The organism is Chryseobacterium sp. MEBOG06 (assembly GCF_021869765.1).
GTDB lineage: Bacteria > Bacteroidota > Bacteroidia > Flavobacteriales > Weeksellaceae > Chryseobacterium.
Window position 1 is genome coordinate 3591853 of the sequence record NZ_CP084580.1, and the last position, 23834, is coordinate 3615686.

Annotated in this window: 16 protein-coding genes and 1 pseudogene; 16 read left to right on the plus strand and 1 reads right to left on the minus strand. The window is 36.1% G+C overall.

The window, feature by feature from the left end:
- Positions 1 to 5 precede the first annotated feature (5 nt).
- From LF887_RS16455 to LF887_RS16510, 13 genes and pseudogenes are all read left to right on the plus strand, one after another.
- Complete coding sequence (locus LF887_RS16455) at positions 6 to 4262, plus strand: type I polyketide synthase (RefSeq protein WP_236855342.1); 4257 nt, start codon at positions 6 to 8, stop codon at positions 4260 to 4262.
- Positions 4250 to 4549, plus strand: a complete 300-nt coding sequence (locus LF887_RS16460) for an acyl carrier protein (protein ID WP_002977699.1) — start codon at positions 4250 to 4252, stop codon at positions 4547 to 4549. The genes LF887_RS16455 and LF887_RS16460 overlap by 13 nt, the downstream gene beginning before the upstream one ends.
- Entirely contained in the window at positions 4540 to 5322 is a 783-nt protein-coding gene (locus LF887_RS16465) for an alpha/beta fold hydrolase (protein ID WP_236855343.1), read from the plus strand. Before LF887_RS16460 ends, LF887_RS16465 begins: the two co-directional genes overlap by 10 nt.
- The gene (locus LF887_RS16470; protein WP_236855344.1) at positions 5315 to 7717 is read left to right on the plus strand and encodes a glycosyltransferase; all 2403 of its coding nucleotides are present in this window, start codon (positions 5315 to 5317) and stop codon (positions 7715 to 7717) included. Before LF887_RS16465 ends, LF887_RS16470 begins: the two co-directional genes overlap by 8 nt.
- Positions 7718 to 7821: 104 nt before the next feature.
- Positions 7822 to 9093, plus strand: coding sequence for a condensation domain-containing protein (locus tag LF887_RS16475; protein ID WP_236855345.1), 1272 nt, complete (start codon positions 7822 to 7824; stop codon positions 9091 to 9093).
- The gene (locus LF887_RS16480) at positions 9090 to 10340 is read left to right on the plus strand and encodes a condensation domain-containing protein (protein ID WP_236855346.1); all 1251 of its coding nucleotides are present in this window, start codon (positions 9090 to 9092) and stop codon (positions 10338 to 10340) included. The genes LF887_RS16475 and LF887_RS16480 overlap by 4 nt, the downstream gene beginning before the upstream one ends.
- Positions 10337 to 10873, plus strand: a complete 537-nt coding sequence (locus LF887_RS16485) for a hypothetical protein (RefSeq protein WP_236855347.1) — start codon at positions 10337 to 10339, stop codon at positions 10871 to 10873. Before LF887_RS16480 ends, LF887_RS16485 begins: the two co-directional genes overlap by 4 nt.
- A 312-nt stretch (positions 10874 to 11185) precedes the next feature.
- Positions 11186 to 13525 carry an N-6 DNA methylase gene (locus LF887_RS16490; RefSeq protein WP_236855348.1) on the plus strand — a complete coding sequence of 780 codons (2340 nt, stop codon included), beginning with the start codon at positions 11186 to 11188 and terminating at the stop codon, positions 13523 to 13525.
- Positions 13525 to 14913 (plus strand): restriction endonuclease subunit S, encoded by a 1389-nt coding sequence (locus tag LF887_RS16495; protein WP_236855349.1) that lies wholly within the window; start codon positions 13525 to 13527, stop codon positions 14911 to 14913. Before LF887_RS16490 ends, LF887_RS16495 begins: the two co-directional genes overlap by 1 nt.
- A complete protein-coding gene (locus LF887_RS16500) occupies positions 14913 to 15371 on the plus strand; it encodes a hypothetical protein (RefSeq protein ID WP_236855350.1) in 459 nt (152 codons plus the stop codon). Before LF887_RS16495 ends, LF887_RS16500 begins: the two co-directional genes overlap by 1 nt.
- A 15-nt stretch (positions 15372 to 15386) precedes the next feature.
- A pseudogene (locus LF887_RS24455) lies at positions 15387 to 15665 on the plus strand (AAA family ATPase); the annotation flags it as partial.
- Between the two features lie 123 nt (positions 15666 to 15788).
- A complete protein-coding gene (locus LF887_RS16505; protein WP_410681171.1) occupies positions 15789 to 16901 on the plus strand; it encodes an AAA family ATPase in 1113 nt (370 codons plus the stop codon).
- Between the two features lie 2 nt (positions 16902 to 16903).
- Positions 16904 to 17587, plus strand: coding sequence for a hypothetical protein (locus LF887_RS16510; protein ID WP_236855352.1), 684 nt, complete (start codon positions 16904 to 16906; stop codon positions 17585 to 17587).
- A 164-nt stretch (positions 17588 to 17751) separates the two neighbouring features.
- Here the strand turns inward: LF887_RS16510 and LF887_RS16515 are convergent, their stop codons facing one another.
- The gene (locus LF887_RS16515; RefSeq protein ID WP_236855353.1) at positions 17752 to 18162 is read right to left on the minus strand and encodes a helix-turn-helix domain-containing protein; all 411 of its coding nucleotides are present in this window, start codon (positions 18160 to 18162) and stop codon (positions 17752 to 17754) included.
- Positions 18163 to 18460: 298 nt separating this feature from the next.
- Between LF887_RS16515 and LF887_RS16520 the strand changes: the two genes are divergently transcribed.
- From LF887_RS16520 to LF887_RS16530, 3 genes are all read left to right on the plus strand, one after another.
- Positions 18461 to 18973, plus strand: coding sequence for a hypothetical protein (locus LF887_RS16520; protein WP_236855354.1), 513 nt, complete (start codon positions 18461 to 18463; stop codon positions 18971 to 18973).
- A gap of 561 nt (positions 18974 to 19534) precedes the next feature.
- Complete coding sequence (locus LF887_RS16525) at positions 19535 to 22273, plus strand: AAA family ATPase (RefSeq protein WP_236855355.1); 2739 nt, start codon at positions 19535 to 19537, stop codon at positions 22271 to 22273.
- Positions 22273 to 23739 carry an McrC family protein gene (locus LF887_RS16530; protein ID WP_236855356.1) on the plus strand — a complete coding sequence of 489 codons (1467 nt, stop codon included), beginning with the start codon at positions 22273 to 22275 and terminating at the stop codon, positions 23737 to 23739. Before LF887_RS16525 ends, LF887_RS16530 begins: the two co-directional genes overlap by 1 nt.
- Positions 23740 to 23834: the final 95 nt, after the last annotated feature.

Below are 23834 nucleotides of genomic sequence, written 5' to 3' on the forward strand. Positions count from 1 at the left end.
TAAACATGAAAAAAACAGATGTTGCTGTAGTTGGACTATCCTGCGTCTTTCCCGGGGCGCAGGATGCCCATACTTTTTGGCAGAATATTGTCAACAAAGTAGACTCTACCCAATCGGCTCCGGCTGATCGGATAGATCCGGTACACTTTAGTGATGCCACGAACCCTGTCGATCGTTTCTATTGCCAACGAGGCGGGTTTATTCCTGATTATGAGTTTGATCCTACCAGCTTTGGAATTTTACCCCTTGCTGTGGAAGGAACAGAACCCGATCATTTACTGACCCTAGATTTAGTTCAGAGAGCTTTGGAAGATGCCGGAGTATTTCAAAAGAATACTTCCCTTGAAAAAGCAGGAATTATCATTGGGAAAGGAAACTATACCGGGCCGGGAGCTACCCGTGCCATTGAAATTGTAAGAACCGGAGAACAGATTTCCTCCTTATTGCAGGAATTGCTGCCTCAGGTATCTTCAGCTGATATTGAAAAAGTAAAACATGCTTTCCAGGAAAGAAAGGGACGTTTCGCTGCTGATACTGCCATGGGATTGATTCCCAATCTGGTAGCTTCATTAGTGGCCAACCGTTTTGATCTTGGAGGCGTTGCTTTTACTGTGGATGCCGCTTGTGCCAGTGCTTTAATCGCTGTAGACCACGCTGTACAGGAACTTCAGAGAGGTCGTTCTGATATGATGATCGCCGGAGGTGTTCACACCGGACAAAATGCTGCGTTCTGGAGTATTTTTGCTCAATTGGGAGCGATGTCCCGTCAACAGCAGATCAAGCCCTTCAGTATGGACGCTGATGGATTGCTGATTGGTGAAGGCTGTGGTTTCGTTGTTTTAAAACGATTGGAAGATGCCGTTCGCGATCAGGACAAAATCTATGCGGTGATCAAAGGAGTGGGGGTCAGCAGTGATGGTAACGGAACCAGCGTGATGAGTCCATCCGTAAAAGGTCAGCTGAAAGCGTTAGAACAAGCCTGGATCAATGCTGATCTGGATAAAAATAAAGTAGGTTATCTGGAAGCCCATGGAACCGGAACTCCCCTGGGAGATAAAACAGAGCTTCAGACCTTAGCCCAGTTCTTTGGAAAAGAAGAAGCTGCTCCGGCAGCAGGAATCGGATCGGTAAAGTCCAATATCGGACATGCTATGCCGGCTGCAGGAATCGCTGGACTGATTAAAACCTGTCTTGCTTTGCACCACGACACATTACCGCCAACATTGTACTGTGAGAATCCAACGGCAGAAATGCAGAACACAAGATTCGAACCCGTACAGGAAGCTAAAAACTGGTCAAAAACCGGGCTGCCAAAAGTAGCGGCAGTCAATGCTTTCGGATTTGGAGGAATCAATGCACACGTTGTTCTTGAAGGCTATGATATGCCGAAAAAAGACACCGTATTGCTATTGGCAAGACCTACCCACGCAGCATTAGTTTCTGCCTTAAAAAATAACGAGACCACTACAGGAGAAGGAGATTTCAGAGTAGCGATATTCGATCCTACCCCTGCAAGAATAGAAAAAGCGCTTAAAATTGTTTCTAAAAACCTGATCTGGAAAAACAAACAGGACATCTGGTACACTTCTACCCCATTATTAAAAGATGGCGGAAAAGTAGCTTTTGTATTTCCTGGATTGGATGGACTGGCAAAAGGTGAAGTAGACAGTGTAAGCCGTTATTTCGGATTAACAGCGCCTATAGAAACCGAAGGTGAAGGTCTTTTAACCGATGCTTTAAACATCTTCAATAACTGTAGCATCCTTGACAATTCATTGAAAAAACTGGGAATCATCCCGGACATGAATGCAGGACACAGTTTAGGAGAATGGCTGGCAGGATATTCATCTGAGTTAGCAGAGGCCAATTCTGTTAAAGCCTTAATCGATGTATTGAATCCGGAAACTTTTGAATTAAAAGACTCCAAGTTCATTGCCATCGGAGCAGGAATTGATGTCGTACAGCCTTTTATTGCTGAAATTTCAGACCTGTATGTTTCTAATGACAATTGCCCTAACCAAGTAATTCTTTGTGGTAGCAATGCCGCATTGGATGAATTGGTTCCACAATTAAAATCAAAACAGATCTTCCATCAGGTATTACCGTTCCAATCCGGATTCCACTCTCCTTTTATCGCTGATAAACTGGATGTGATCCTTGCCGGAATGGAAAAAGCACAGTTCCAGAAAACGAAGATCCCATTATGGTCAGCTACTACATTAGAACCTTATCCTGCAGATCAGGCAGCGATCAGAAAACTGAGTGCTGAGCACTTGGTAGAACCTGTTCGTTTTCGTGAACTGACGGATAAATTATACGAAGAAGGCGTAAGAGTATTCATTCAGGTGGGTACCGGCGGACTGATTGGATTTATTGATGATACTTTGAAAGGAAAGGCATTCAGCACGATTGCTTCCAGTGTTCCAGCCCGTTCTGCATTAGCGCAGTTACAGCGTGTGGTTGCATCCCTGTTTGTAGAAGGTAAAACGGTTGCTCTTGACTTTTTAGAGCTTCAGCAGCATTCAAAAAAATCATCAGGAAAAGGAATAAAGCTGGAATTAGGTTCCCCTATTATCAGAAATTTTAAAGAAGTAAAAGCATTAGCTCAATCCTTTGAAACACCAAAACAATACACTGCTTCAGCTTCAGCCATGACTGCCAAAAGTGGTCATCCGCTGGTACAGGCATTCCAGGACAATGTTACGGATATGATCCGTATGCAGGAAGAAGTCCTGACTTTATTCCAAAACCGTCCGGAAATCACCATTCCACGTCCAGCTCCTGTAGCACAACAAGCAGCTCCCAAAGCACCAAGAAGTGCAACCTTCTCAAAAGATCTGTATGTGACGCTTGAAAGTCATCCATACCTGATCGACCACAGCTTATTGAGACAGCCAAAAGGATGGGCTCATGTAGCCGATATGGAACCGGTCATTCCGATGACCATGATCTTTGAACAGCTTGCAGAAATTGCAGAAGCAGAAATCCCGGGAACACAGGTTCATAAAATAATGAATGTAAGTGTATTCCAATGGATGAATGTTGCCCAGCCTTTTGAGAAAACAGTAAAAGGACAATGGCGTGGCGAAAACCATGCGTATCTGGATATTGAAAACTTCGCCAATGCGGAAGTGATCTTAAAATCCTCACCTGTCCCTACTCCAACCTTCAACCTTTCTGTTGGTGATCTTTTACCGATTGAAAGAACACCTGAAGAAATCTATGATGCCCACATGTTCCATGGTGACAAATACCAGGGAATTACTGAAGTATCAGCCGTTGGAAACAAAGGAATTGTAGGAAAAATCAAAGGAAATGGCGGAAAAGGATCTCTGTTAGACAATGCCGGACAGTTATTTGGGCTTTGGTTACAGCTTACGTTGGTAAAAGACCGCATTGCCTTCCCGGTGAAGATCAGAGATATTGAATTCTTTGGTGATATGCACGATCAGGATGGTATTTTTGAATGCACCTGTATGCTGACTGAGCTTAATGATGAATTTGCCATTGCAGATATTATTCTAAAAAGAGACGGAAAAGTATGGTGTGCCATCACAGGCTGGCAGAACAGAAGACTGGAAATTGATGCCGCTTTATGGAATGTTTCCATGTCGCCATTGCATAACCGTCTTTCTGAAGAGATTGCTCCTGAAGTATTTTTCTTCCACCAGGCCTACACCAGAGTCGCTTCATGGGATTTTATCCTGAAAAGGTATTTCAACCAAACGGAAAAACAGCATCATCTGCAATTATTACCCAACAAAAAGAAAAACTGGATGGTAAGCCGTGTTGCCGTAAAAGATGCCGTTAGAAACCTTCTTCGTCAGGAAAAAAATCATGCGTGCTTCCCGATCACCTTTGAAATACGTTCCGATGAAGTGGGGAAACCTTACCTCATCAGTGATTTTACAGAAAACATTCATATTTCATTAGCTCACAAAGGAAAAGAAGCCGTGGGTATTGCGAGATATGGCAAATCTGTAGGAATCGATATGGAACTCATGGAAGAACGCAGCGAAGGATTCTATGATCTGGTATTCACAGACAGTGAATTAGCTTTATTAAAAGGCAGAGATCAGGCAGAATGGACCACCCGCTTCTGGGTAGCCAAAGAAGCCTACGGAAAATTCTTAGGAACCGGACTGAAAGGGAATCCAAAAGCCTTCGAAGTCGAACTGATAAAAGATGATCACTTGTGGATCAGCAACATTGAAATCAAAACTATTAAACATAAAAATTATATTATCGGATGGACACTGTAAACGCAACATTAAAAATGAACCACGAAGAACTTTTTACTTTATTAAAAGGTTTTATTACTGAAGTGATAGGTGCTGAATTTGTAGAGGAGATGGATATTACTCCGGAAAGTTCATTCACCAAAGATCTTGAAATGGACAGCATCGAGATTGTCTCGTTCTCTGAAAAGATCAAGGCGCATTTTGGCGATCAGATCGACTTTACAGGTTGGTTATCTTCTATGGATCTTGACCAGCTTATTAATCTTGACCTTAGTATGATCATCAATTATATCTACGAATGCCAATAATCACTGTCAATAACAGACAAGTTCATATACAGGAACTCAATAAAGGAGCCGAACAAACCGTGGTACTCATCCACGGTATGTTCAGTAACCTGTCCATTTATTATTTTAATATTGCCCCCATTCTGGCAAAACATTTCCATGTGGTGATGTACGATCTGAAAAGTCACGGGATGAGTGAACGTTTTTTGGATGGGTACGACCTTGATACTATGTCATCCGATCTGATAGGTTTAATGGATCACCTTCAACTGGAAAAAGTACATCTTACAGGCTATAGCTTCGGCGGTCTTATTGCTTTAAAAACAGCATTGAAATATCCCGAACGTGTCAATCAACTGGTGGTGATGGAAGCTCCGGATCCGCAGGATGAAAAAGCAAGGAATATCATTGATGAATACAGCAAGGAATTCCTTGAGCATTATGTAGCCAATTTTACAGATACTACCAAAGTCCAGATGGGCAAAAGACAAATGGAAAAGAACCATCGTATGTATGAGTTTCTGTTTAATCAAACCAGCATCAAAGCAGATATGATCAGGGAAAAACATTTCCTTGGGGAAGCTGATTTCAACCAACTGAAAGCTTCTACTTTACTGCTTTACGGTGCGGATTCCAACTGCAGACCTACAGGAGAATGGCTGCAGTCTCAAATCGGCGAATCCGAACTTGAATTAATTTCCGGCGATCACAATATTCCCATCCAGGAACCTCAGCTCATTGCAGAGACGATCGCTCAGTTTTTATCTAATATCTTAACGAAGAACCATGGCTAAATTTGCATTTATAGTTCCACCCTTGACAGGACATGTCAACCCTACCCTAAGCATCGGTGCTACGCTGTTGGAAAGAGGGCATGAAGTAGCATGGATCAGCCTTGACCCGACTTTAGAGGCGAAACTTCCCGAGGGCGGAAAATTATTACTGATCCAATACGATCAGACCGACGAAGAAAAGAAAGAAAGCGAACAGTATCTCGATATTATTTCCAAAAAAGTAGTGTATGGAATCGACAGTGTGAAGTTCCTTTACGAAGAAGTTCTTATTCCACTGAACAGACATTGCTATAATGGAATTGTTGCTTTATTAAAGATATATCAACCTGATTTGATTATTGGTGACCATCAATTATTTGCCGCTCCGATAGCAGCAAAAGCATTAGGGATTCCTTGTGCGACTTCCGTTACCGCTCCGGCTGCCATTAAAATCATGAATGAGCTGCCAAAAGTACACGAATGGGAAGTGAATCAAATCATCGACTTACAAAAGGAGCTTGGCTTCAGTGAAGAACGTTCTCTGGCCACTTCAGATCTGTTGACGCTTGTTTTAACTTCAACCTATTTCTTTGGGGATATGGATGATCTTCCTTCTCAATATCAATTTACAGGGCCGGTTCTTACCGAACGTCGTATCTCATGTGAATTTGATTGGGACCGATTAAAAAGTGCTACTAATAAAAAGATTTTAGTAAGCATCGGAACTACTTTCGATCACGATCATAAAAAAGCATTCTTCCAAAAAGTAGTGGATGCTTTCAAAGACGAAGATTTAACGGTTGTCGTGGTTTCTGATCCGCAGCTTTTCGAGCAGTGGCCGGACAACTTTATGGTGTATCAGCAGGTTCCGCAATTGGATCTGTTACCTCATCTTGATGGCGTAGTTTGCCATGGCGGTCACAATACCGTTTCCGAAACCTTATCCAACGGAATTCCTTTGGTAGTCATTCCGATTGCGTATGACCAGTCGCACGTTGCAGGACGTGTGGTGCGTACAGAAGCGGGTGAACGACTGAACTTTAACAGATTTAAAGCCCATCACCTGAGAGAAGCGGTACAACAAATTTTAAACAACCCGAGCTACCGTGAGGCCGCTCAAAAAGTAGGACAATCTTTTATGGAAGCAGGGGGAGCATCTACAGCAGCTAATTTATTGGAAACGGCGATTACTAAAGCCTCAAAACACGAAAAACCATCTAAATTTTTATTCGTTGTTCCACCATTTTTCGGACATGTGAGCCCTACTTTAAGTGTGGGAGCCAGTCTGATTGCCCGTGGCCACGAAGTAAAATGGTTCGGTATTACGCCTTTAGACAACAAGCATATCCCTGAAGGAGGTTCTTATTTCTATCCGGAAGAAGATTTAATTCCGTATCAGGAAGAAATTGCCCGTATTTTAAAAAGACAAGATGACGGTCCGGCTTGTTCCGGTCCTGAAGTCATGAAACTGGCATTGGAAGAAACCTATGTTCCTTTCGCTAAAATGATGATGCCGGGATTAACGAGATTAACAGAAAGCTGGATGCCTGATGTAATTGTAAACGACTGTATCACTTTCGGAGGCGCGCTTTTCGCTCATAAACATCATATTCCTTGTGTAACCACAACACCTGTTCCACCGGATGTGATGGGAGATACTGAAAAAAGTGCCCCTAAAATCTGGGAATGGCAGCAAAATCTGATCAAAGACTTACAAAAAGAAGTAGGCATTCACGAGGAAGGAATTTACATCCATTCACATAAACTGAATATGGTATTTACGTCACAAGCCTTTGCCGGTTTTGACACTGTACCATCTCACATGAAATTTGTAGGCCCGGTAAAAGGCCGTCCGAACGATGCTCCATTTGACTGGGATAAATTAAATGCTTCTACCACTCCAAAGATCTTTGTATCATTGGGAACGCTGTTGGTAGACATCAGAAAAGCTTTCTTTGAAAAGATTATCGCAGCATTTAAAGATCAGCCGGTAACGGTGATTGCCGCTACTCCACCTGAAATTTTTGAAGAATGGCCGGAAAACTTTATCGTGAACAGCTTCGTACCGCAATCCGCAGTCATGCAGCAAATGGATATGGTGATCTGCCACGGTGGTTTCAATACTGTGAATGATACCTTCCGTAATGGTTTACCAATGTTGATCACGCCTATCGCTTACGACCATTTTCATATTGCGAAACTGATCGAGCAGGCAGGTTGCGGAATCAGTATCCGATACAAAAGACTTCGTGTAGAGGCTCTTCGTGAAACTGTTTTTGAATTACTGGAAAACCCTAAATACAGAGCTGCAGCCCAAGATGTTCAAAATACCTTTAATCTTGCCGGAGGTAATGATAAAGCCGTAGAATTACTGGAAAACTTTGTAGAGGAACATTCCACATTAGCTTCAGTATAACAAATTTATAAATCTATCTATGAAATCGCCATGATTTAAAGATTCAACATTGATGAAAACGACACGATTGCATATGACCTTATAAAAAAGATAGACATCTACATATGAAAAGAAGATTGTTATTTGGCGAACGAATGTTACTGGGAGACGGAACAGAACCCTTCAATGCGGTGATCCCTTTCAGACTCAGAGGTACCTTTGCATTAAAGGATATCCAGCAGGCTTTGGCTAAGATCCAGAAAAAACATCCGTGGTTAAAAGCGTTGATCGCTCATGACGAGAAAAACATTCCCTGGTTTGATGTTCCTGAAAACCCGATCTCCATTCCGGTACGCATTGTAGTCCGAAAAGGCGACGATCACTGGCAGGAAGAATCCAGAAGAGAATGGAATACCTTATTTGACCCTAAAAAATTACCCCTGATCCGGTTTGTCTGGCTTAAGGGGGAAAACGTTTCTGACATGCTGTTTTCGTTTCACCATTGTTTATGTGATGGTGGTTCTGCAATGGCCTTCCTGTATGAATTTTTAAAAGTATTGGATAATCCAAAAGCGGATATCGGGATAGAAAATCCTATTTTAGGCATTCAGGATGTAGTTCCGGCCCATATTTTAAACAACCGTAAGCAAAAATTAAAAGCTAAATTCATCGGAAGATTAGCCGCTACAGCCATTAAGGTTATTCCTACCGGTAAAAAATCCATTGATAGAAAGGATGATTATCTGCTTCACTGGAAAGTAAATGAAACGATAAGCCAACAACTGGTTTCCTATTGCAAATCCAATGGCGTGACGGTGAACACCTTCTTAAGTGCCGCTTTGCTTCAGGCTTTCAAAAAAATAAAAGGAACCGGAGCTTTCAATAAAGTGTCCTGCCCTGTAGACATCAGACGTTTTGCTACCCAGGTGAAGAACGATCATATTTTTGCTTTTGGGCTGATGATCGTAGTTTCTGCCAATGAAAAGCTGAGCTTTATAGAAAATTTACGTGCGATGCAGGCTTCTGTAGAACGTAAAACCTCTAAGCTTGATCCTTATATTACCATGATGGTGATGGAATCCGGGCATGATGCTTTGAATAATTTCACCAAGCTTTTAAAGAACGGAAAATCCTCTAATGACTGTATGTTTTCCAATCTGGGACGCATTCAGATTCCTCATGAGTATAAAGAATTTTCGGTAGATACTATTTTCAGTCCGTCTGTGATTGGCCCATTGGGAAATACAACGACATTGGTAGTGTCTACCTACCGCGGGAAAATGGATTTTTCCTTTGTGGGAAGCGAAGGCTATTTACCTTATATTGATGCCATCGCCATCCGTGACGAGTTTATGCAGATTATTAAAACCCAACTGGAATACATCGCTGTATCATGATCAAAAGAAAACTAATGATGGTGGAAAGGATCATGTATGTAGATCCCGAAACCCCCGTAAACTGTATATTTGCAGCCAAAATAAAAGGAGAACTTCCGGAGCAGAATTTTAAAACTGCTCTGGAAAAAATCCAGCAAAAACACGCGTTGCTAAGAGTGGTTATCGACTCTAAAAGTGAGAAATATCCCTTTTTTATAGAAGAAAAAGAGATCGCTCCTATCCCACTCCGCATCGTAGAAAGAAAAACAGACCAGGATTGGCTGACAGAGTCTCAAAAAGAATGGAAAATCTTATTTGAGGAAGAAAAAACACCACTAGCCCGTGTAGTGTGGGTAAGAGGACAGGATTTTTCTGAAGTCTTTTGGGCCATTCCACATTGTATTTCAGACGGAACTACCGGAGTTACCTTAATGCAGGAGCTGCTTCAGCTTTTGGATAATCCAGATCTGGAGTTAGAACCTTACGAAGCGTTCACCTCCGTAGATGAATTTCTCCCTTCCAACTTTAATGTAAAAACGAAGAAATTCAAGGCAAATCTTTATCTGATGTTTGCTAAATTCTTCTTCCTTTTGCAACCAAAAAGTAAAAAGAAAAATCTGGGAAACAATTATGTTCTTCACCAAAAACTGGATGCGGAAACCACTTCTCAAATTACGGAGCGATGCAAAGCCAACGGTATTTCCGTACATGCTTTGCTTTGTTCTGCGTTCATGCAGGCCTTTCAGGAAGTAAAAGGGAAAGAAGCCAAAGGTAAGGTGATCAGTCCCGTAGATGTGCGTCATTTTATTCCGGAGATCAAAGAAGATCATTTATTTGCCTTTGCTCCAACGGTAGATCTTGCTCTTAAAAAAGGAAGTTCTGATCTCTTGAACAATGCCCGACATATCAAAGAAGACCTTGTCCAGAAAATTGGTAAGATGGAAGCCCGTGAACTCCTGTGGATGGGTGAACAGATGCACCCGATTGTAGACCGTATGATCTCCATGCTTAAATCCAGCAATGGCGGCCATGATGTAACCCTATCCAATATGGGAAGAATCAACATCCCGAGTGAGTATAAAAACTTCAGCATTGAAACCATCTTCAGTCCAACCGTAGCATTTCCCTGGTTGAACTCAAACACTTTGGTGACGAGTACCTACAACCGTCAGATGGATTTTATATTTTTGTCCAATGAAGACTTCCTGCCAAAAGCAGAAGCCGCTAAAATAAAAGAGAAAGCCATAGCGCTCATGACCACCTCATGAAATTGAAATTTAAGCCGAAGCCGCCTAAAAAGCTCAAAAAAACTACCCTTAAACGCTTTCTTATCAAGCGTACGATTTACTATGTCCTTCCCAATGTATTTTTCAATTTCATCATTGCCTATGCCAGCTTCAAAGAATTAGGCTACACCCATTTTTTCTCCGGTGAACAGAATCTAGCCCGCCTTACCTTACCCATGGCCCTGTTTCTCCCCGTTGTCCTCACCATAGACATCCTCAAAAGAGTAACGGATGCCGCCGGACAAGGCGCCATTGAGTTTACCGTAGATGAAGCGTTGAACATAAAAAAGTTAATGACCAAGCTGAGTATTCTGCATGGGATCATAACCTGTTCTCTGGTGCTGTCCATGCTTTTTTTAGGACAGTATAATTTTTCTAAGGATTATAAACTGAATGCTACGGCCATGGCAGTGGTGGTAGGAATTCTGGCAGGTATTTTATCTGTGGTATTTGTGTATTTGCCGGTGTGGAGGTTGAGGAGGTGGATGTGTAAAATCAAGATAAAAAACTTATAATAAGACTTGTATTTCCTATAAATTCAAAATTATCTTAATAACTTAGAGTTGTATTTCTAATTAGTAAAATAATTATAATTAAAAAAGACTTGTATAATTACAAGTCTTTTTATCTTTACACAAAATATATTTCTACACATCATAATTCAATAAAAATTTAAAGACACTTCACATACAAATAGGCTATTAGATGAAAATCAATACATTAACAAATAAAATTTTCAGATATTATAGTAATCAAGCTCTTTATATTTCTAAAATAACTAGCTTTAGATTGTGATGAGAAATAATATGTTAATTTCAAAAAATATTATGTTACAACTCCAAATAAACGGTAATAAAATTTTTGCTCCTTTAAAAAACAAAGAGCTTATTAAAACTCCAGAAGAAGAAATTAGACAAAAATATATTATAAAACTTGTCAATTCTTACGGATATTCGCTAGATCAGATGGATCAAGAAGTTAAACTAACAAGTTCAAAAAGAGGTACTGGTAGAGCTAGTGCTGATATAGTTGTATGGCGCAGTAAAGAGGACAAGAAAAAAGGAAAGAACCCAATAATTGTCATAGAATGTAAGGCAGAATATATAGATATTAAGAGTGAGGATTACTATCAAGGGCAAAACTATGCTCGTTTTGCAAATTCACCATTCTTTGTGACAACTAATGAGAAGGAGACAAAAGTTTTCAAAGTCAATTTGGATGTAACTCCCAAAACTTTAAGTGATGAAATTTTAGATATACCTAATGCTAAAGAAGCAAATAATGATGATAAAATAAAAAAATTATTGGCGCAAACTAAGGCATTTGAACGTGATGAATTCTCTAAACTTTTATTCCAATGTCATAATGTAATCCGTAATAATGATAAATTATCACCTGAAGCTGCCTTTGATGAGATTAGTAAAATTCTCTTTATGAAGATAAGGTACGAAAGAAATCCTGATGAGGAAAATATTTTCACCTTAAAACAATTTGAAAAGCAAGAAGCTAATTACGAGAAAAATATTCGACCAGTTAATATTAAAAGAAACGGACCTAAAGATGATATTCCATATATGGATTATTGGTTTGAATTAACAAAGGATGAATTTGAAGAAGATGAATTATTTGATAGAAATGAAAAAATAAAAATAAAAGAGGCTTCTTTTAAAGATATAGTGCGGAAACTTCAAAAATATAATCTATCCACAACCAACGATGACGTAAAAGGTATTGCATTTGAAGAGTTCTTAGGAGGTACATTTAGAGGAGAATTAGGGCAATTTTTTACACCTAGAACTATTGTAGACTTTATGGTAGATGTATTAGATCCTCAGGAGGACGAAGTTATGTGTGATCCTTGTTGTGGTTCTGGTGGATTCTTAATTAAAGCTTTTGAATATGTTAGAGATAAAATAGAGCAAGATATTAAAGCTGAAAAAGATAAAGTTAACCTTGCTTTTGATGAATCGTCTATAGGGAAGTCGGAAATTGAACTTGAAAAATTAAAAGAAGTTTCCAATACCATAATTCAAAAACTAGGTTATGAGACTCAAATTAGAAAAAGTAGTGAACAAGAAATAGCTAAGGAAAAAAGCAAGTTTATTTCCAGACTTGAAAAGCTTTCGGCTTCTTGTGTTTTTGGTACAGATGCCAATCCAAGAATGGCCAGAACAGCCAAAATGAATATGATTATGCACGGTGATGGACATGGAGGAGTTCATCATAGAGATGGACTTTTAAACATTAATGGTATTTTTGAAAATAGATTTGATGTAATATTAACTAATCCTCCTTTTGGTGCAAGAGTAGAAAAATCATTGTTGATAACTAAAGCCGACCAGATAACTGATGAAAATCGAATAGCTAAATATAAAAAGATGTATGGAGCAAAGGTTTATGACAAGGCAATGGAACAACTCCTTTTTGATGAAGAAACCACCAAAGGAAAGCCTGTATTAGACACCTTATATATTGGAAAAGAAGGGTTAAGTGGGCTAACAGAAGTTTTGTTCATTGAAAGATGTATAAATCTACTTAAACCAGGAGGCCGATTGGGTATTGTTTTACCTGAAGGTGTATTGAATACACAGAATTTAGCAAAAGTTAGACAGTATTTTGAAAGTGTTGCCAAATTGATTCTTATTGTTTCCATTCCACAGGATGTATTTATGAAAAGTGGGGCTACTGTAAAGTCAAGTCTTCTATTTATGAAAAAATTTACACAAAATGAAACCGATCTATGGAAACAATATGAGGATGAAGCTATAACGGTAGTATCTGCAAAATATGAAGAAGAATTAAAAGATATAGAACACCAATTAACTTTAAGAGGAAAGAATGCAGCCTCAACGATTGTAAAAAAAGAACTGAGAGCAAGAAAGAAAAAAATCACAGAGGATATCGAAATAGAAGTTAGACAGATTGTAAAGGAAAAATTCGATTATGAAATTCCTATTGCTACCGTTGAAAAAGCAGGAATAAGCAGCACTGGGACATCCATAGACAATGAATTAGAAGATGTTATTTTACCTCAATATGTACCATATCGTAAACAAAACGAATTATGGAAAGAATTAAAACCTATATTCAAATATAAATGGGATACCAAAACAGGTAGAACAGAGAGGAAAAAAAATAATCTTGAACCAATTTTAATGGAATGGTAATGAGCAATAATATTAGGTTTGTTAAATTTTCAACTCTTTATAATTGGGATGTAAAACAGTTTGTCGAAAGCTCTTCTATTTATACAGATAATTTAAAAATAGTTCCTTTTAAACAATTTGCACGACCCGCAAGTTTAAATCGTATCCACATTCAAGATGATGAGGACTATAAAATTTTAGGTGTTAGATCTTATGGTTTCGGAGCGTATGTAAACAGAAAAGTAAAAGGTAAATCCTTAAAAATGAAGGTTTATCAACAGGTAAAATCTAATCATCTTTATTGGTGTAAAGTAGATACAAAAAATGGTGCATTTGGAATAATAACAGAAGAAATATCAGATGGTGTAGCTTCTTCCAATATGACCCTAGCTGAGTTAGATTTAAGTGTTATTAACCCTGATTTTCTTCAAATTTTCTTTAAGAGCAAGAAGTTTAATGAGTACATGGATAGTTTTGTTACCGGAACTACCAATAGAAAATATATTAGACCAAGTCAAATTTTTGAAGATATAAAAATTCCGCTCCCTCCGTTAAATGATGAAGATGCTAAGATAAAAAGCATTTCTAATGAGATAACTCAGAAAAAATTAGTAGATTCTTATTTTAAAAAAATAGAAGAAGCAGAGATAGCAAAAATAAATGCACAAGACACAGAAAAGAAGATTGAAGAATATTTGTTTGAAGAACTTGGTATAAATGAAATAAATCATCGGGATAGTAATTATGGTCTAAGTTTTATTAGGTTCAAAAATCTCACAAAATGGAGTGTGAATGACATATCCAAAAAAGCATTGCTCAACTCCTCTATTTATCCAAATAAAAAATTAAAAGATGTTGTTGAAATAAACCCAACAACTAGTTTTTTAAAATTTGATACAGAAACAGAGACTGCATTTATACCCATGGTTAATATTTCCGATATAGAAGGAAAAGTAATTAAATATAATAAAGGTTATGTTGGAAAATCAAAAGGATATACAAAATTTATTGATGGAGATTTGCTTTGGGCAAGAATCACTCCTTGCATGGAAAATGGTAAATCGGCAATTGTAAATAATATGCCAAATAATATAGGTTATGGTTCAACAGAGTATCACATCATTAGAAGTAATGATGAAACTTTTTTAGAATATATACATTTTCTCTTAAGATTAAATCTAGTTCTACAAGATGCAAAATTACACTTTACAGGTTCAGCAGGGCAGCAGAGAGTGCCAAAGTCTTATTTGGAAAATTTAGAAATTCCAATACCTCCAAGTAATATACAAGAAACTATAGTAAAAACTATCATCAAACTCAAAGAAGATATTAAATCATATCGCAGTTTAGAATCTAGTTTAAGAAAAGATGCTCTCTGGGATTTTGAAAAAAAAATATTTAAAAACTGATGAAGCAAAAAACGATCATACAAGTTTGGGGTGCCCAAGATGGAGGAAAATCAGGAACAATTAAGATTCTTAAAGAAGAATTGATCAGATTCTATATAAATTCTTCACATACATATTCATTACCATTACCATCAGGTGAGATTTCAGATGTATTAATGTGTAACGGATTTAAAATAGGTGTAGAAAGTATGGGGGATTATTTACATCTTTGGAACTTACACAATAGACTAAATGATTATATACTTCAACATAATTGTGACATCATTATTTACGCTAGTAGAGTTTATAATGATGTATCAAAACATATAGCACATTTAGCTAATATTCATAATTATAGATTACTAAAAGTCACTAATTATAGAGGTGACGAACCTCCTTTTATACAAGATGAGCTTAATCAACTATCAGCTCAGCATCTTTTAAATTTAGTTGATCAGATTATAACAGGTAAAATTTAGACTATGCAACTACTTAATTTATATATAAAAGACTATAAGTTGCTTTCAGATTTTGAAATTAACTTTACAGAAAAATATCAAAATGAAGATACTTTTAATGTCATTATTGGAGAGAATGGTGCTGGCAAGACAACTTTATTAGAAGGAATATTAAGGATATTTGGAAGCCTATACGAAGCAAATACCTTACAAGATATTGAGAAAAAAATCAAGTCACTTGATTTTAAATTTACTTTATCATACTTTATCAGAGCTGAAAGAGTATTAGAAGAAACCTTAGTTTCTCAAGATTCTAGAGTTGACTATGTAAAACTACAGTTTAGTAATATTGATAGAAATTGGATAACACTTGAGTATACTGATTCCGTTTTTAACAATGATGATGTAAATAACTTTTTATTTAAAACACAGTATCTTATAAAAGATTTACTTCCTAAAAATGTAGTGCTTTATTATGCAGGTTTTGATGGCAGATTGAGTGGTTTAACACAAAAATTCACTTACGATTTTTTTAAAGACTGGCTTACATTTGTTAGTGAGGATAGTGATAAACAAAGTATTGGATTAAATATCAATGCTCCTATCTTTCATTTTAATCCTAATCAGTTTAATTTATTGCTTTTTAGTATCTTTTGTAAAGAAAGTGGAGACGTATATAAATTTATAAGAGAAAAATTTGGTATAGTAGGCTTTACCGATATTACTATTTTTCTAAAAAGTCCTAGTTGGGCCAAAGGTACAGTAAATGAATTTTGGGGAGCAGAAGGAATTATTAAAAATGCACTTGATAAATTTAGTAAAGCATCTCAAGAATCTGAGTTCCTAAAAAGAAGCATATCTCTTTCTTATTTCATTCCAGAGGTTCTATTTAAACTTTCTGGATATGATACAGATGACTCATTCACATCAGAAAAAGATATTTTTCAAACTCTGTTAGCATTAGATATAATGGGGTTATTGGATAGGATTCAAATTACATTAGTTAAAGAAATCACTTCAGAAAAGAACATTGAAATATCTAGTCAAGATTTAAGTGAGGGGGAAAAACAGCTTTTATCTATTTATGGATTAAAACAAATTATTTCTACAAATGATGAAAGTTTATTCTTGTTTGACGAACCTGACACATTTTTACACCCAAAATGGAAGAAAGAATTCTTTAACAACTTATACTATAATACACACGGAAATAAAGTTTCATTCAATGATTTTGATATTATAACAACTCATTCTCCTGAAATTATTGGAGGGATTGAGCACAATTCTTTCCTAAGAAGATTAATAAAAGGCAAAGTCGCACAAAAAGACTTATACGTAAAAGGTCGTGATTACAACTCTATATTATTTGAAGCCTTTGATACAGAAAAAAGTTCAGACACTGGTAAAGATATTTTATCTTCTTTCTATAATTTTTTAGAAACTAATCAACTGGATAAAGCGAAACAGAAACTAGATGAAATAATAAATGATAGGGGGCTTGATGACATAGAAACTCAAAGAGCATTAGATAATTTTGATGATTATAATTAGGTATGAAATATATTCAGAAAAAGATTTCCTTAGAGCCTAATACTTTGCTAGATTATAGAAATAATACCCCTGATCCTAAATCTTACGATGGCTTTGGAGATACTGATAACAAGCTAAAAATAGCGTTACTTATTGAACAAGGTTATTTGTGTGGCTATTGTATGAAAAAATTACGTGATGATAATGATATTTCTGTAGAACATTATATATCACAAAAAAAACATGATGACTCTCCTTTTTCTAAAATAAAACATAAGAGAATGTCCTTAATTTACAACAACATGATTGGTGTTTGTATAAATAATGGAGAACATTGTGATAAAAGTAGAGGTAATACCCCATTTAAAATTTTAAATCCTCATAATAAGATTTGTGAAAATTTAATAAATTATACTTTAGAAGGTAAAGTAATTGAAAAAAAATGTAGTAAAAGTCGTGATATTGAATATGATATTGAAGTACTAAAATTAAATTGTCCCTCTCTAAAAGATTTAAGAATAGCACTATGGGACGATGCAAAAAGAAAATTAATAAATAAACACCCTAAAGGTACTTGGACTAAAAAAATTATAGAAACTGAAAGACAAATTTACATGGATAAACATAATGGGAAATATAAGAGTTTTTGTAATTATATAATTTTCAGATTTAATGTGCTACTTAAACTCCCTAAGTATAATCATTAAAATTGTTATAATTCTTTAAATTAAAAAACATCTTAAAATTTATGTATTTATTTCATTTAATCTAGCCATCAAAAAACAAAATGAGTAATGAAGAAATTACACTAATTCATTCTCCTAAACATAAAAAAGGTTCAGCACTTGCTGAACCTTTTTTATATATTAAGCTATCCTTTCCCAATCAACCTCTCCAATCTCCCCATAATCTCATCCTTCTCCTTCAGCATCCTTTCATAAAGTTCCATCTTTTCTTCATGCATTTTAAGTATAGCTTCTACTGGATTAAAAACAGGATGTATATTAATTGCTGAAGCTCCTTCTTTGAAATCAGTAAAAGTATTAGAAATAATATTCACCGCCTGCTCCTCATCAAAATTCTGAAACGCTTCCACCGGAATTTTCAATACTTCAGAAATCCTTTTCAGTAAAGGGTCTTCAATGATTTCTTTCTGTTCCAGCAGAGAAACTTTCTTCTGGTTCCAGTCGTCCCCAAGGTCAAGGGCCAATGCTTCCTGCTTAATGCCCAGCATTTCCCTGAATCGTTTTACATTGCGTCCCTGATGTATTTTTTGTTCCATGATAAATCAACATTTATGAGGTTTAAATATAGAAAAATATTTGTAAAAACAGTCTCTAAAAACAAGCATAATTAAGATTTATATCCTTTTTGCTGCTTGCCTTACAACGAGCTTTAGAGTGATCTTCATTATTTTTCTTTTTATATAATCTTTTTTTCACTGGAAATACAAAAAATCTAAACCTCATCACCCAATTTCCACAATCTGCTTAATGCCTATTGAAAAATTGCTATTGCGCTCATTTTTCAGACACAATACTCACTATATTTGGAAGTATCAACCCCCAAAATTACATTTTATGGCACTAGACAATTTAATCAGTTTAAGTTTTTCAAATGATGAATTAAAGGCTATTGACGACGCAATTAAGTCTATACAAACCACCCTTTCAGGCAAGATGATCAACCTTACCCCGGAAGAGCGGCAGCAGTATGGGAGGATTGCTGAGCAGAACAAGCTTTTTGTGAACAAAGCCAAAAACTACATGGAGCAATACCCTAATCTGGTTCCTGCATTTATTGACAAAGCAGAGTTTGACAAGGATTATGCTGCCAGAGAGCAAATAGAACAGCGGTTGCAGCTTTTAAACTCATTGAACGAGCAGTTTACAGATACCAAAACCCTGCTGGATCATGACAACTACCACAATGCCATCAGTTTTTACAGAAATATTAGATTCCTTTCCGGAGAAAACGTACCGGGTACCAATGTGATCTATGAAGACATGAAACAGTTCTTCATAACCTCATCCCCCACCACCCCCGAAGCTCCACAGCGTCCCGCAGACAACAGTGGCAGCCAACCCCAATAAATATTGAGTATAATAATGGTAACCAGAGCACGTGAAGACGTGCTTTTTTTATGAAAACAGCCCCAGAACAGCCTGTAGACCGTTCCGAAGTCCCTCGAGAGACTATGACAAGGGGCTCGGGCTACTTACATAAGGGGGTAGAGCCTCTTCGCAAGTCCCTTTAGCCCCTTATCTAACCGGGTTTACCCCCTTGGGTAAGGGGGTACAGCCCCTTCATCAAGGGGGGTGGAGACCGTTCAGAAGTAGCTATAGAGGGTTATTGAAGGGGGTGGAGGCACTTTGGAATACAGTAGGAACATTTCTTATTAAGTATATAGTAATTATTCTACAAAATTTACGTTTTCCCGTAAGTAGAAAATAAAGATTTTCCTTATTATTGTAGCTAATAAGACTACAAATCCATGAAAACTACATTATCCAAAACATAATATACTTCTTCCATAGAATAGATCAAAATCTAAAATTCAGAATCCCCCCTATCTTTTAATAATAATAGTATTCTTTATTTCCAGAATTCCATATGAAATCTGAGATAAAAAACAGTACAATAAACTCCACATTATGACAACCAAAGAATATTTAAATTCTTTTAATAAAAGTTTTGAAGAAATAAAAGCCCAATACGAAGACGCTTTCAATGAAACTGTAGAAACTGAAAAAAGAGTTAGTTGGTTCTCTCCTCTTGAAGAAAAATTACACCTACTACAAAATCCATCCGTTGAAAATATTATCATAGAGGTCATCCGAAAAATACAATCTGATGATTTATTTGATGCTAATGATACAGAGAACTTGTCACTTTATATTGCTAAGATTAATTCAATTGTAAAAGTTGCAGATCGTATTAATAATTTTAAAGAAGGAACTGTACTTTCCGAGAACAAAACTTTACAATTATTTAAATTGTTCAATGCCATTAAAAATTGCGATACTTTAGAAGACCTTACTCTAGAATTGAATCAAAATTTAAGATCTTTTATACCTCATCTTTTTTCGATTATAAAGCATTGCCAAGCGCCTGATCAATTCCCTATTTATTACAAATTTTGGAGAAATATTTGCCAAGAGGTACTCAATATAAAAAATGATTATACTTCTATCTGCTCATTCTACCAGAGTTTTCCTCTTGAAGATAGAAGCATGCTAGCCACCAGCTATTTTGGAACTCTAGCCAAAATCATGATATTGGATCTTACAAGTAATACCCAGATAAATGCCAAAGAGGTCTCAAGCTATCTCCGGAAAAATGTAATAAACCTAGAAGGTCACCTTGAAATGCTAGATGAGGCAGACCATATCATTAATTCTAATAGTCCCATCAAGTACTGGCTATATGCGCCAGGAGAGAATGCATACAAATGGGACGAATTTTATAAAAATGGAATAATGGCCTTAGGGTGGGATGATCTTGGAGATTTGAATCAATATCAAACCAAAAAAGAGATTAATGATAAACTGGTAGAAGTATATGGTGGTAACGCTAATAAGCCACATGATTCCGCTGCCAATTTTGATTTTAAAAACACCATTAATATAGGAGATATCATTGTTGTAAAAAGAGGACGCAGTGTATTGCTTGGCTATGGAGAGGTAAAAAGCGAATATTCCTTTGATGATGAAAAAGATGATTATAAACATTGTCGTACAATAGAATGGAAAGGAAGAGGAGAATGGACTATTGATGAATGGCTAGCTCTGAAAACATTAACCCAAATCAGTGAAAACAACTACCAATCATTATTAAATAAAATGAGCACCAATATGATAATTAATTACAAAGATCAATATAAATCTTGGCTTGAAAAAGGCAATGAGAAAGAAACAGGAAAAGCAGTATCCTATATAAAAGCCATAGACATTTTATCTCAAAAAACGAATCAAGAAATTTTTGAAAACAATAATATAGAAGATTTATTGTCCTTGTACAAGGATACAATAGCAGAGCAAAAAAAACCAGAAGGTAAATACTATCATCCAGAAGCCCCATCCTATGGATTAAATGGTTATTATTCTGCTGCCATTGGAGAGTATGTAAAGTTTCATCAATCTCTACAAATAAAAAAAGAAGAAAGCCAACACCTAAATCTTTTAGAATACAAAAAGCAAATCATTCTACAAGGTCCTCCCGGAACTGGAAAAACCAGACAGGCAAAAGAATTAGCCACTCAGTTATTAAAACTTAAGAATGTTAAGGAATTGAAAGACCATCCGCAGTTTAAACTCATTCAATTTCATCCCAGCTATACGTATGAGGATTTTGTAAGAGGAATTGTAGCCAAACCAGATGAGGAAGGAAATGGTATTATCTATGAGGCTGAGAATAAAGTACTAGGAGACTTTATCAAAAAAGCATGTGATCATACTCAGCAAACAGGGATAGTTTCCAATTCAATATGGATGGAAGAAATGTTTGAAGATTTTAAAAATTCTATTGAAGAAGAATTGATTGCCAATGATTATAAAATAAAACTTACCAATAAGCTCTATCTAACCCATGTGGGTGAAAGTTCTTTCCACATCTCAAGTGATGGATGGAAGGGTGATCGTTTAAAATTTAGTGAAATAAAGAAGCTTTATAATTATCAGATTACAAGTAGAGATCAAACTAAACAACATGATGATCTTGCTAAGTCAGTATATCATAGGACAGCATATTATTTTCCGATCGTAGAAAAATTAAGAGCATTTTTAAAGGATAAACCTGCCCCTACTCCAGCTAATAATGAGCCATCATCTGATTCAACAGAAAATTATGTATTAGTAATTGACGAAATAAACCGTGCTAACCTATCTTCTGTTCTTGGAGAACTCATCTATGCCCTTGAATATAGAGGTAAGGCGGTGGAAAGTGTTTATGAGGTAGATGGTAAAAGAGATTTAATTCTCCCTCCCAATCTATATATCATTGGCACCATGAATACCGCAGACCGAAGTGTGGGACATATTGATTATGCTATAAGAAGACGTTTTGCTTTCGTCAATATCCTGCCTAAAGATTTGAACGGAGACCATAGCATCCATTTTAATAGTCCCGATTTTGAAAAAGTATCTCAATTATTCACAACAAAAAATGTAAGCAGTGAATTTGAAATTAACGACGTTCAACTAGGTCATAGTTATTTCATTGCTCCAAAAGAAGATCCGGAAAATCATCAGAAGAGAGATGAAATCTTTAGAATGAAAATGAATTACGAAGTAGTGCCTATTTTATTAGAATATGTAAAAGACGGAGTTCTTGTTGGGACTCATGAAAATCAAAATATTAAAGATTACATCAACACCCTGAAACTGAGCAATTAATGGGAATATTAATTTCAGAGCATAAAAGTTTCCTAATCAAAAGAATAAATGCTGGAGAATCTTTTACTGATATAAAAGATAAACTTCTTCATCTTCAGGATGATTCTTTTCAACTTTTTACAACACTACAGAGTAAAAAGTTTAATCATCAATCGTTTTCTTTTTCAGTACTGAAAGAGAAAAATCAATGTGAGATTAAAGCAGATTATTATGTTGGAGTCGACTGGCTTGGAAATACAGGGAGAACAATTTATGTAGAACCTAAATTGAATTCAGGTTTATCTGAATATTTCAATAACTGTTTAAATAGTGATGAAGATTCCGCCGAAATCCCTGAACGATTTGAGACTAAAGAAGCCGTTAACACTTATGAAGTAAACTACTTAAGTATCCTTTTGGAGGTTATGGCACTCCCACAGACTGCTAACTATTCAAAAGATGTCATTCAAATAGATTGGAATGCAAAGTATATTGAAATAGATCAAAAAAATGATCGTTTAACTCCCTTTCTTATCATACAGTTTTTACAGCATTTGAAAACAATTGTAAGAAAGGGTCTGAAAAAGGCATATTATAAAACTCAAGAAAACCTTAACAGTAAAATTAAAGGTAAGGTATTAATAGGTCAGCATATTAAGAAAAATGTTTTTAAAAATAGACTCACCTCTACTTTCTGTGAGTTTCAGGTATTTGGTGAAGATCATTTGGAAAACAGATTTCTAAAGAAAGTATTGGAGTTTGCAACCAGCTACATTGAAAATAATCCTTTATTATTTTCTTCCAATATAAAATCTATTAAACATATTTTAAGTTATTGCAGACCAGCTTTTGAACATATCAGTGCTGATGTTGATGAACACCAATTGAAACACATTAAAAAAAATCCTTTTTTCAATGAATATGGTGAGGCTTTACGAATAGGGCAATTTATTCTGAAACGGTTTTCATATACCATTACGAAAACAACTCAGAAAAAAATAGAAACGCCTCCTTTCTGGATCGATATGCCTAGACTGTTTGAGCTTTATTTTTACTACCAATTGCTCAAAGCCAATCCAGAAGACGCTCATCACATTCATTATCAATTCAGTACTTACGGAAATTCATTAGATATTTTAATAAGTAAGCCTGGTTATGAGATGGTAATTGATACAAAATATAAGTTGAAATATACCAAAAGTCATATCCATCAGGATATTCGCCAAGTTTCAGGATACTCCCGTCTAAAGAAGGTTATTAATGAAATAAAGAGCAAGAATAAAGATTGGAAAGAAGATAAGATATTAGACTGCTTAATTATTTATCCTCATCTTCACCAACCCGATGAAGATCATTCTAATCATCCATCTTCATTATTAGATAATTTTTCAATTGAAAATATTAAAAACCAGTTTGATAATATTGAAAATCAAATCACGGCTTATCAACAAGTATTTAAACTGGGAATTAATTTACCCATACTTTAAATAAAAAAGGTTCAGCTAAAACGCTGAACCTTTTTTATTTTTGTCCTATAATCTGTATCAGATTTTCAGGACTAGTCAAAATATTAAATGATCAG

What these genes read in the sequence shown, in the direction of transcription:
- LF887_RS16455 (WP_236855342.1), top strand. Translation starts at nt 6, where the DNA reads ATGAAAAAAACAGATGTTGCTGTAGTTGGACTATCCTGCGTCTTTCCC.
- LF887_RS16460 (WP_002977699.1), top strand. Translation starts at nt 4,250, where the DNA reads ATGGACACTGTAAACGCAACATTAAAAATGAACCACGAAGAACTTTTT.
- LF887_RS16465 (WP_236855343.1), top strand. Translation starts at nt 4,540, where the DNA reads ATGCCAATAATCACTGTCAATAACAGACAAGTTCATATACAGGAACTC.
- LF887_RS16470 (WP_236855344.1), top strand. Translation starts at nt 5,315, where the DNA reads ATGGCTAAATTTGCATTTATAGTTCCACCCTTGACAGGACATGTCAAC.
- LF887_RS16475 (WP_236855345.1), top strand. Translation starts at nt 7,822, where the DNA reads ATGAAAAGAAGATTGTTATTTGGCGAACGAATGTTACTGGGAGACGGA.
- LF887_RS16480 (WP_236855346.1), top strand. Translation starts at nt 9,090, where the DNA reads ATGATCAAAAGAAAACTAATGATGGTGGAAAGGATCATGTATGTAGAT.
- LF887_RS16485 (WP_236855347.1), top strand. Translation starts at nt 10,337, where the DNA reads ATGAAATTGAAATTTAAGCCGAAGCCGCCTAAAAAGCTCAAAAAAACT.
- LF887_RS16490 (WP_236855348.1), top strand. Translation starts at nt 11,186, where the DNA reads ATGTTACAACTCCAAATAAACGGTAATAAAATTTTTGCTCCTTTAAAA.
- LF887_RS16495 (WP_236855349.1), top strand. Translation starts at nt 13,525, where the DNA reads ATGAGCAATAATATTAGGTTTGTTAAATTTTCAACTCTTTATAATTGG.
- LF887_RS16500 (WP_236855350.1), top strand. Translation starts at nt 14,913, where the DNA reads ATGAAGCAAAAAACGATCATACAAGTTTGGGGTGCCCAAGATGGAGGA.
- LF887_RS16510 (WP_236855352.1), top strand. Translation starts at nt 16,904, where the DNA reads ATGAAATATATTCAGAAAAAGATTTCCTTAGAGCCTAATACTTTGCTA.
- LF887_RS16515 (WP_236855353.1), bottom strand. Translation starts at nt 18,162, where the DNA reads ATGGAACAAAAAATACATCAGGGACGCAATGTAAAACGATTCAGGGAA.
- LF887_RS16520 (WP_236855354.1), top strand. Translation starts at nt 18,461, where the DNA reads ATGGCACTAGACAATTTAATCAGTTTAAGTTTTTCAAATGATGAATTA.
- LF887_RS16525 (WP_236855355.1), top strand. Translation starts at nt 19,535, where the DNA reads ATGACAACCAAAGAATATTTAAATTCTTTTAATAAAAGTTTTGAAGAA.
- LF887_RS16530 (WP_236855356.1), top strand. Translation starts at nt 22,273, where the DNA reads ATGGGAATATTAATTTCAGAGCATAAAAGTTTCCTAATCAAAAGAATA.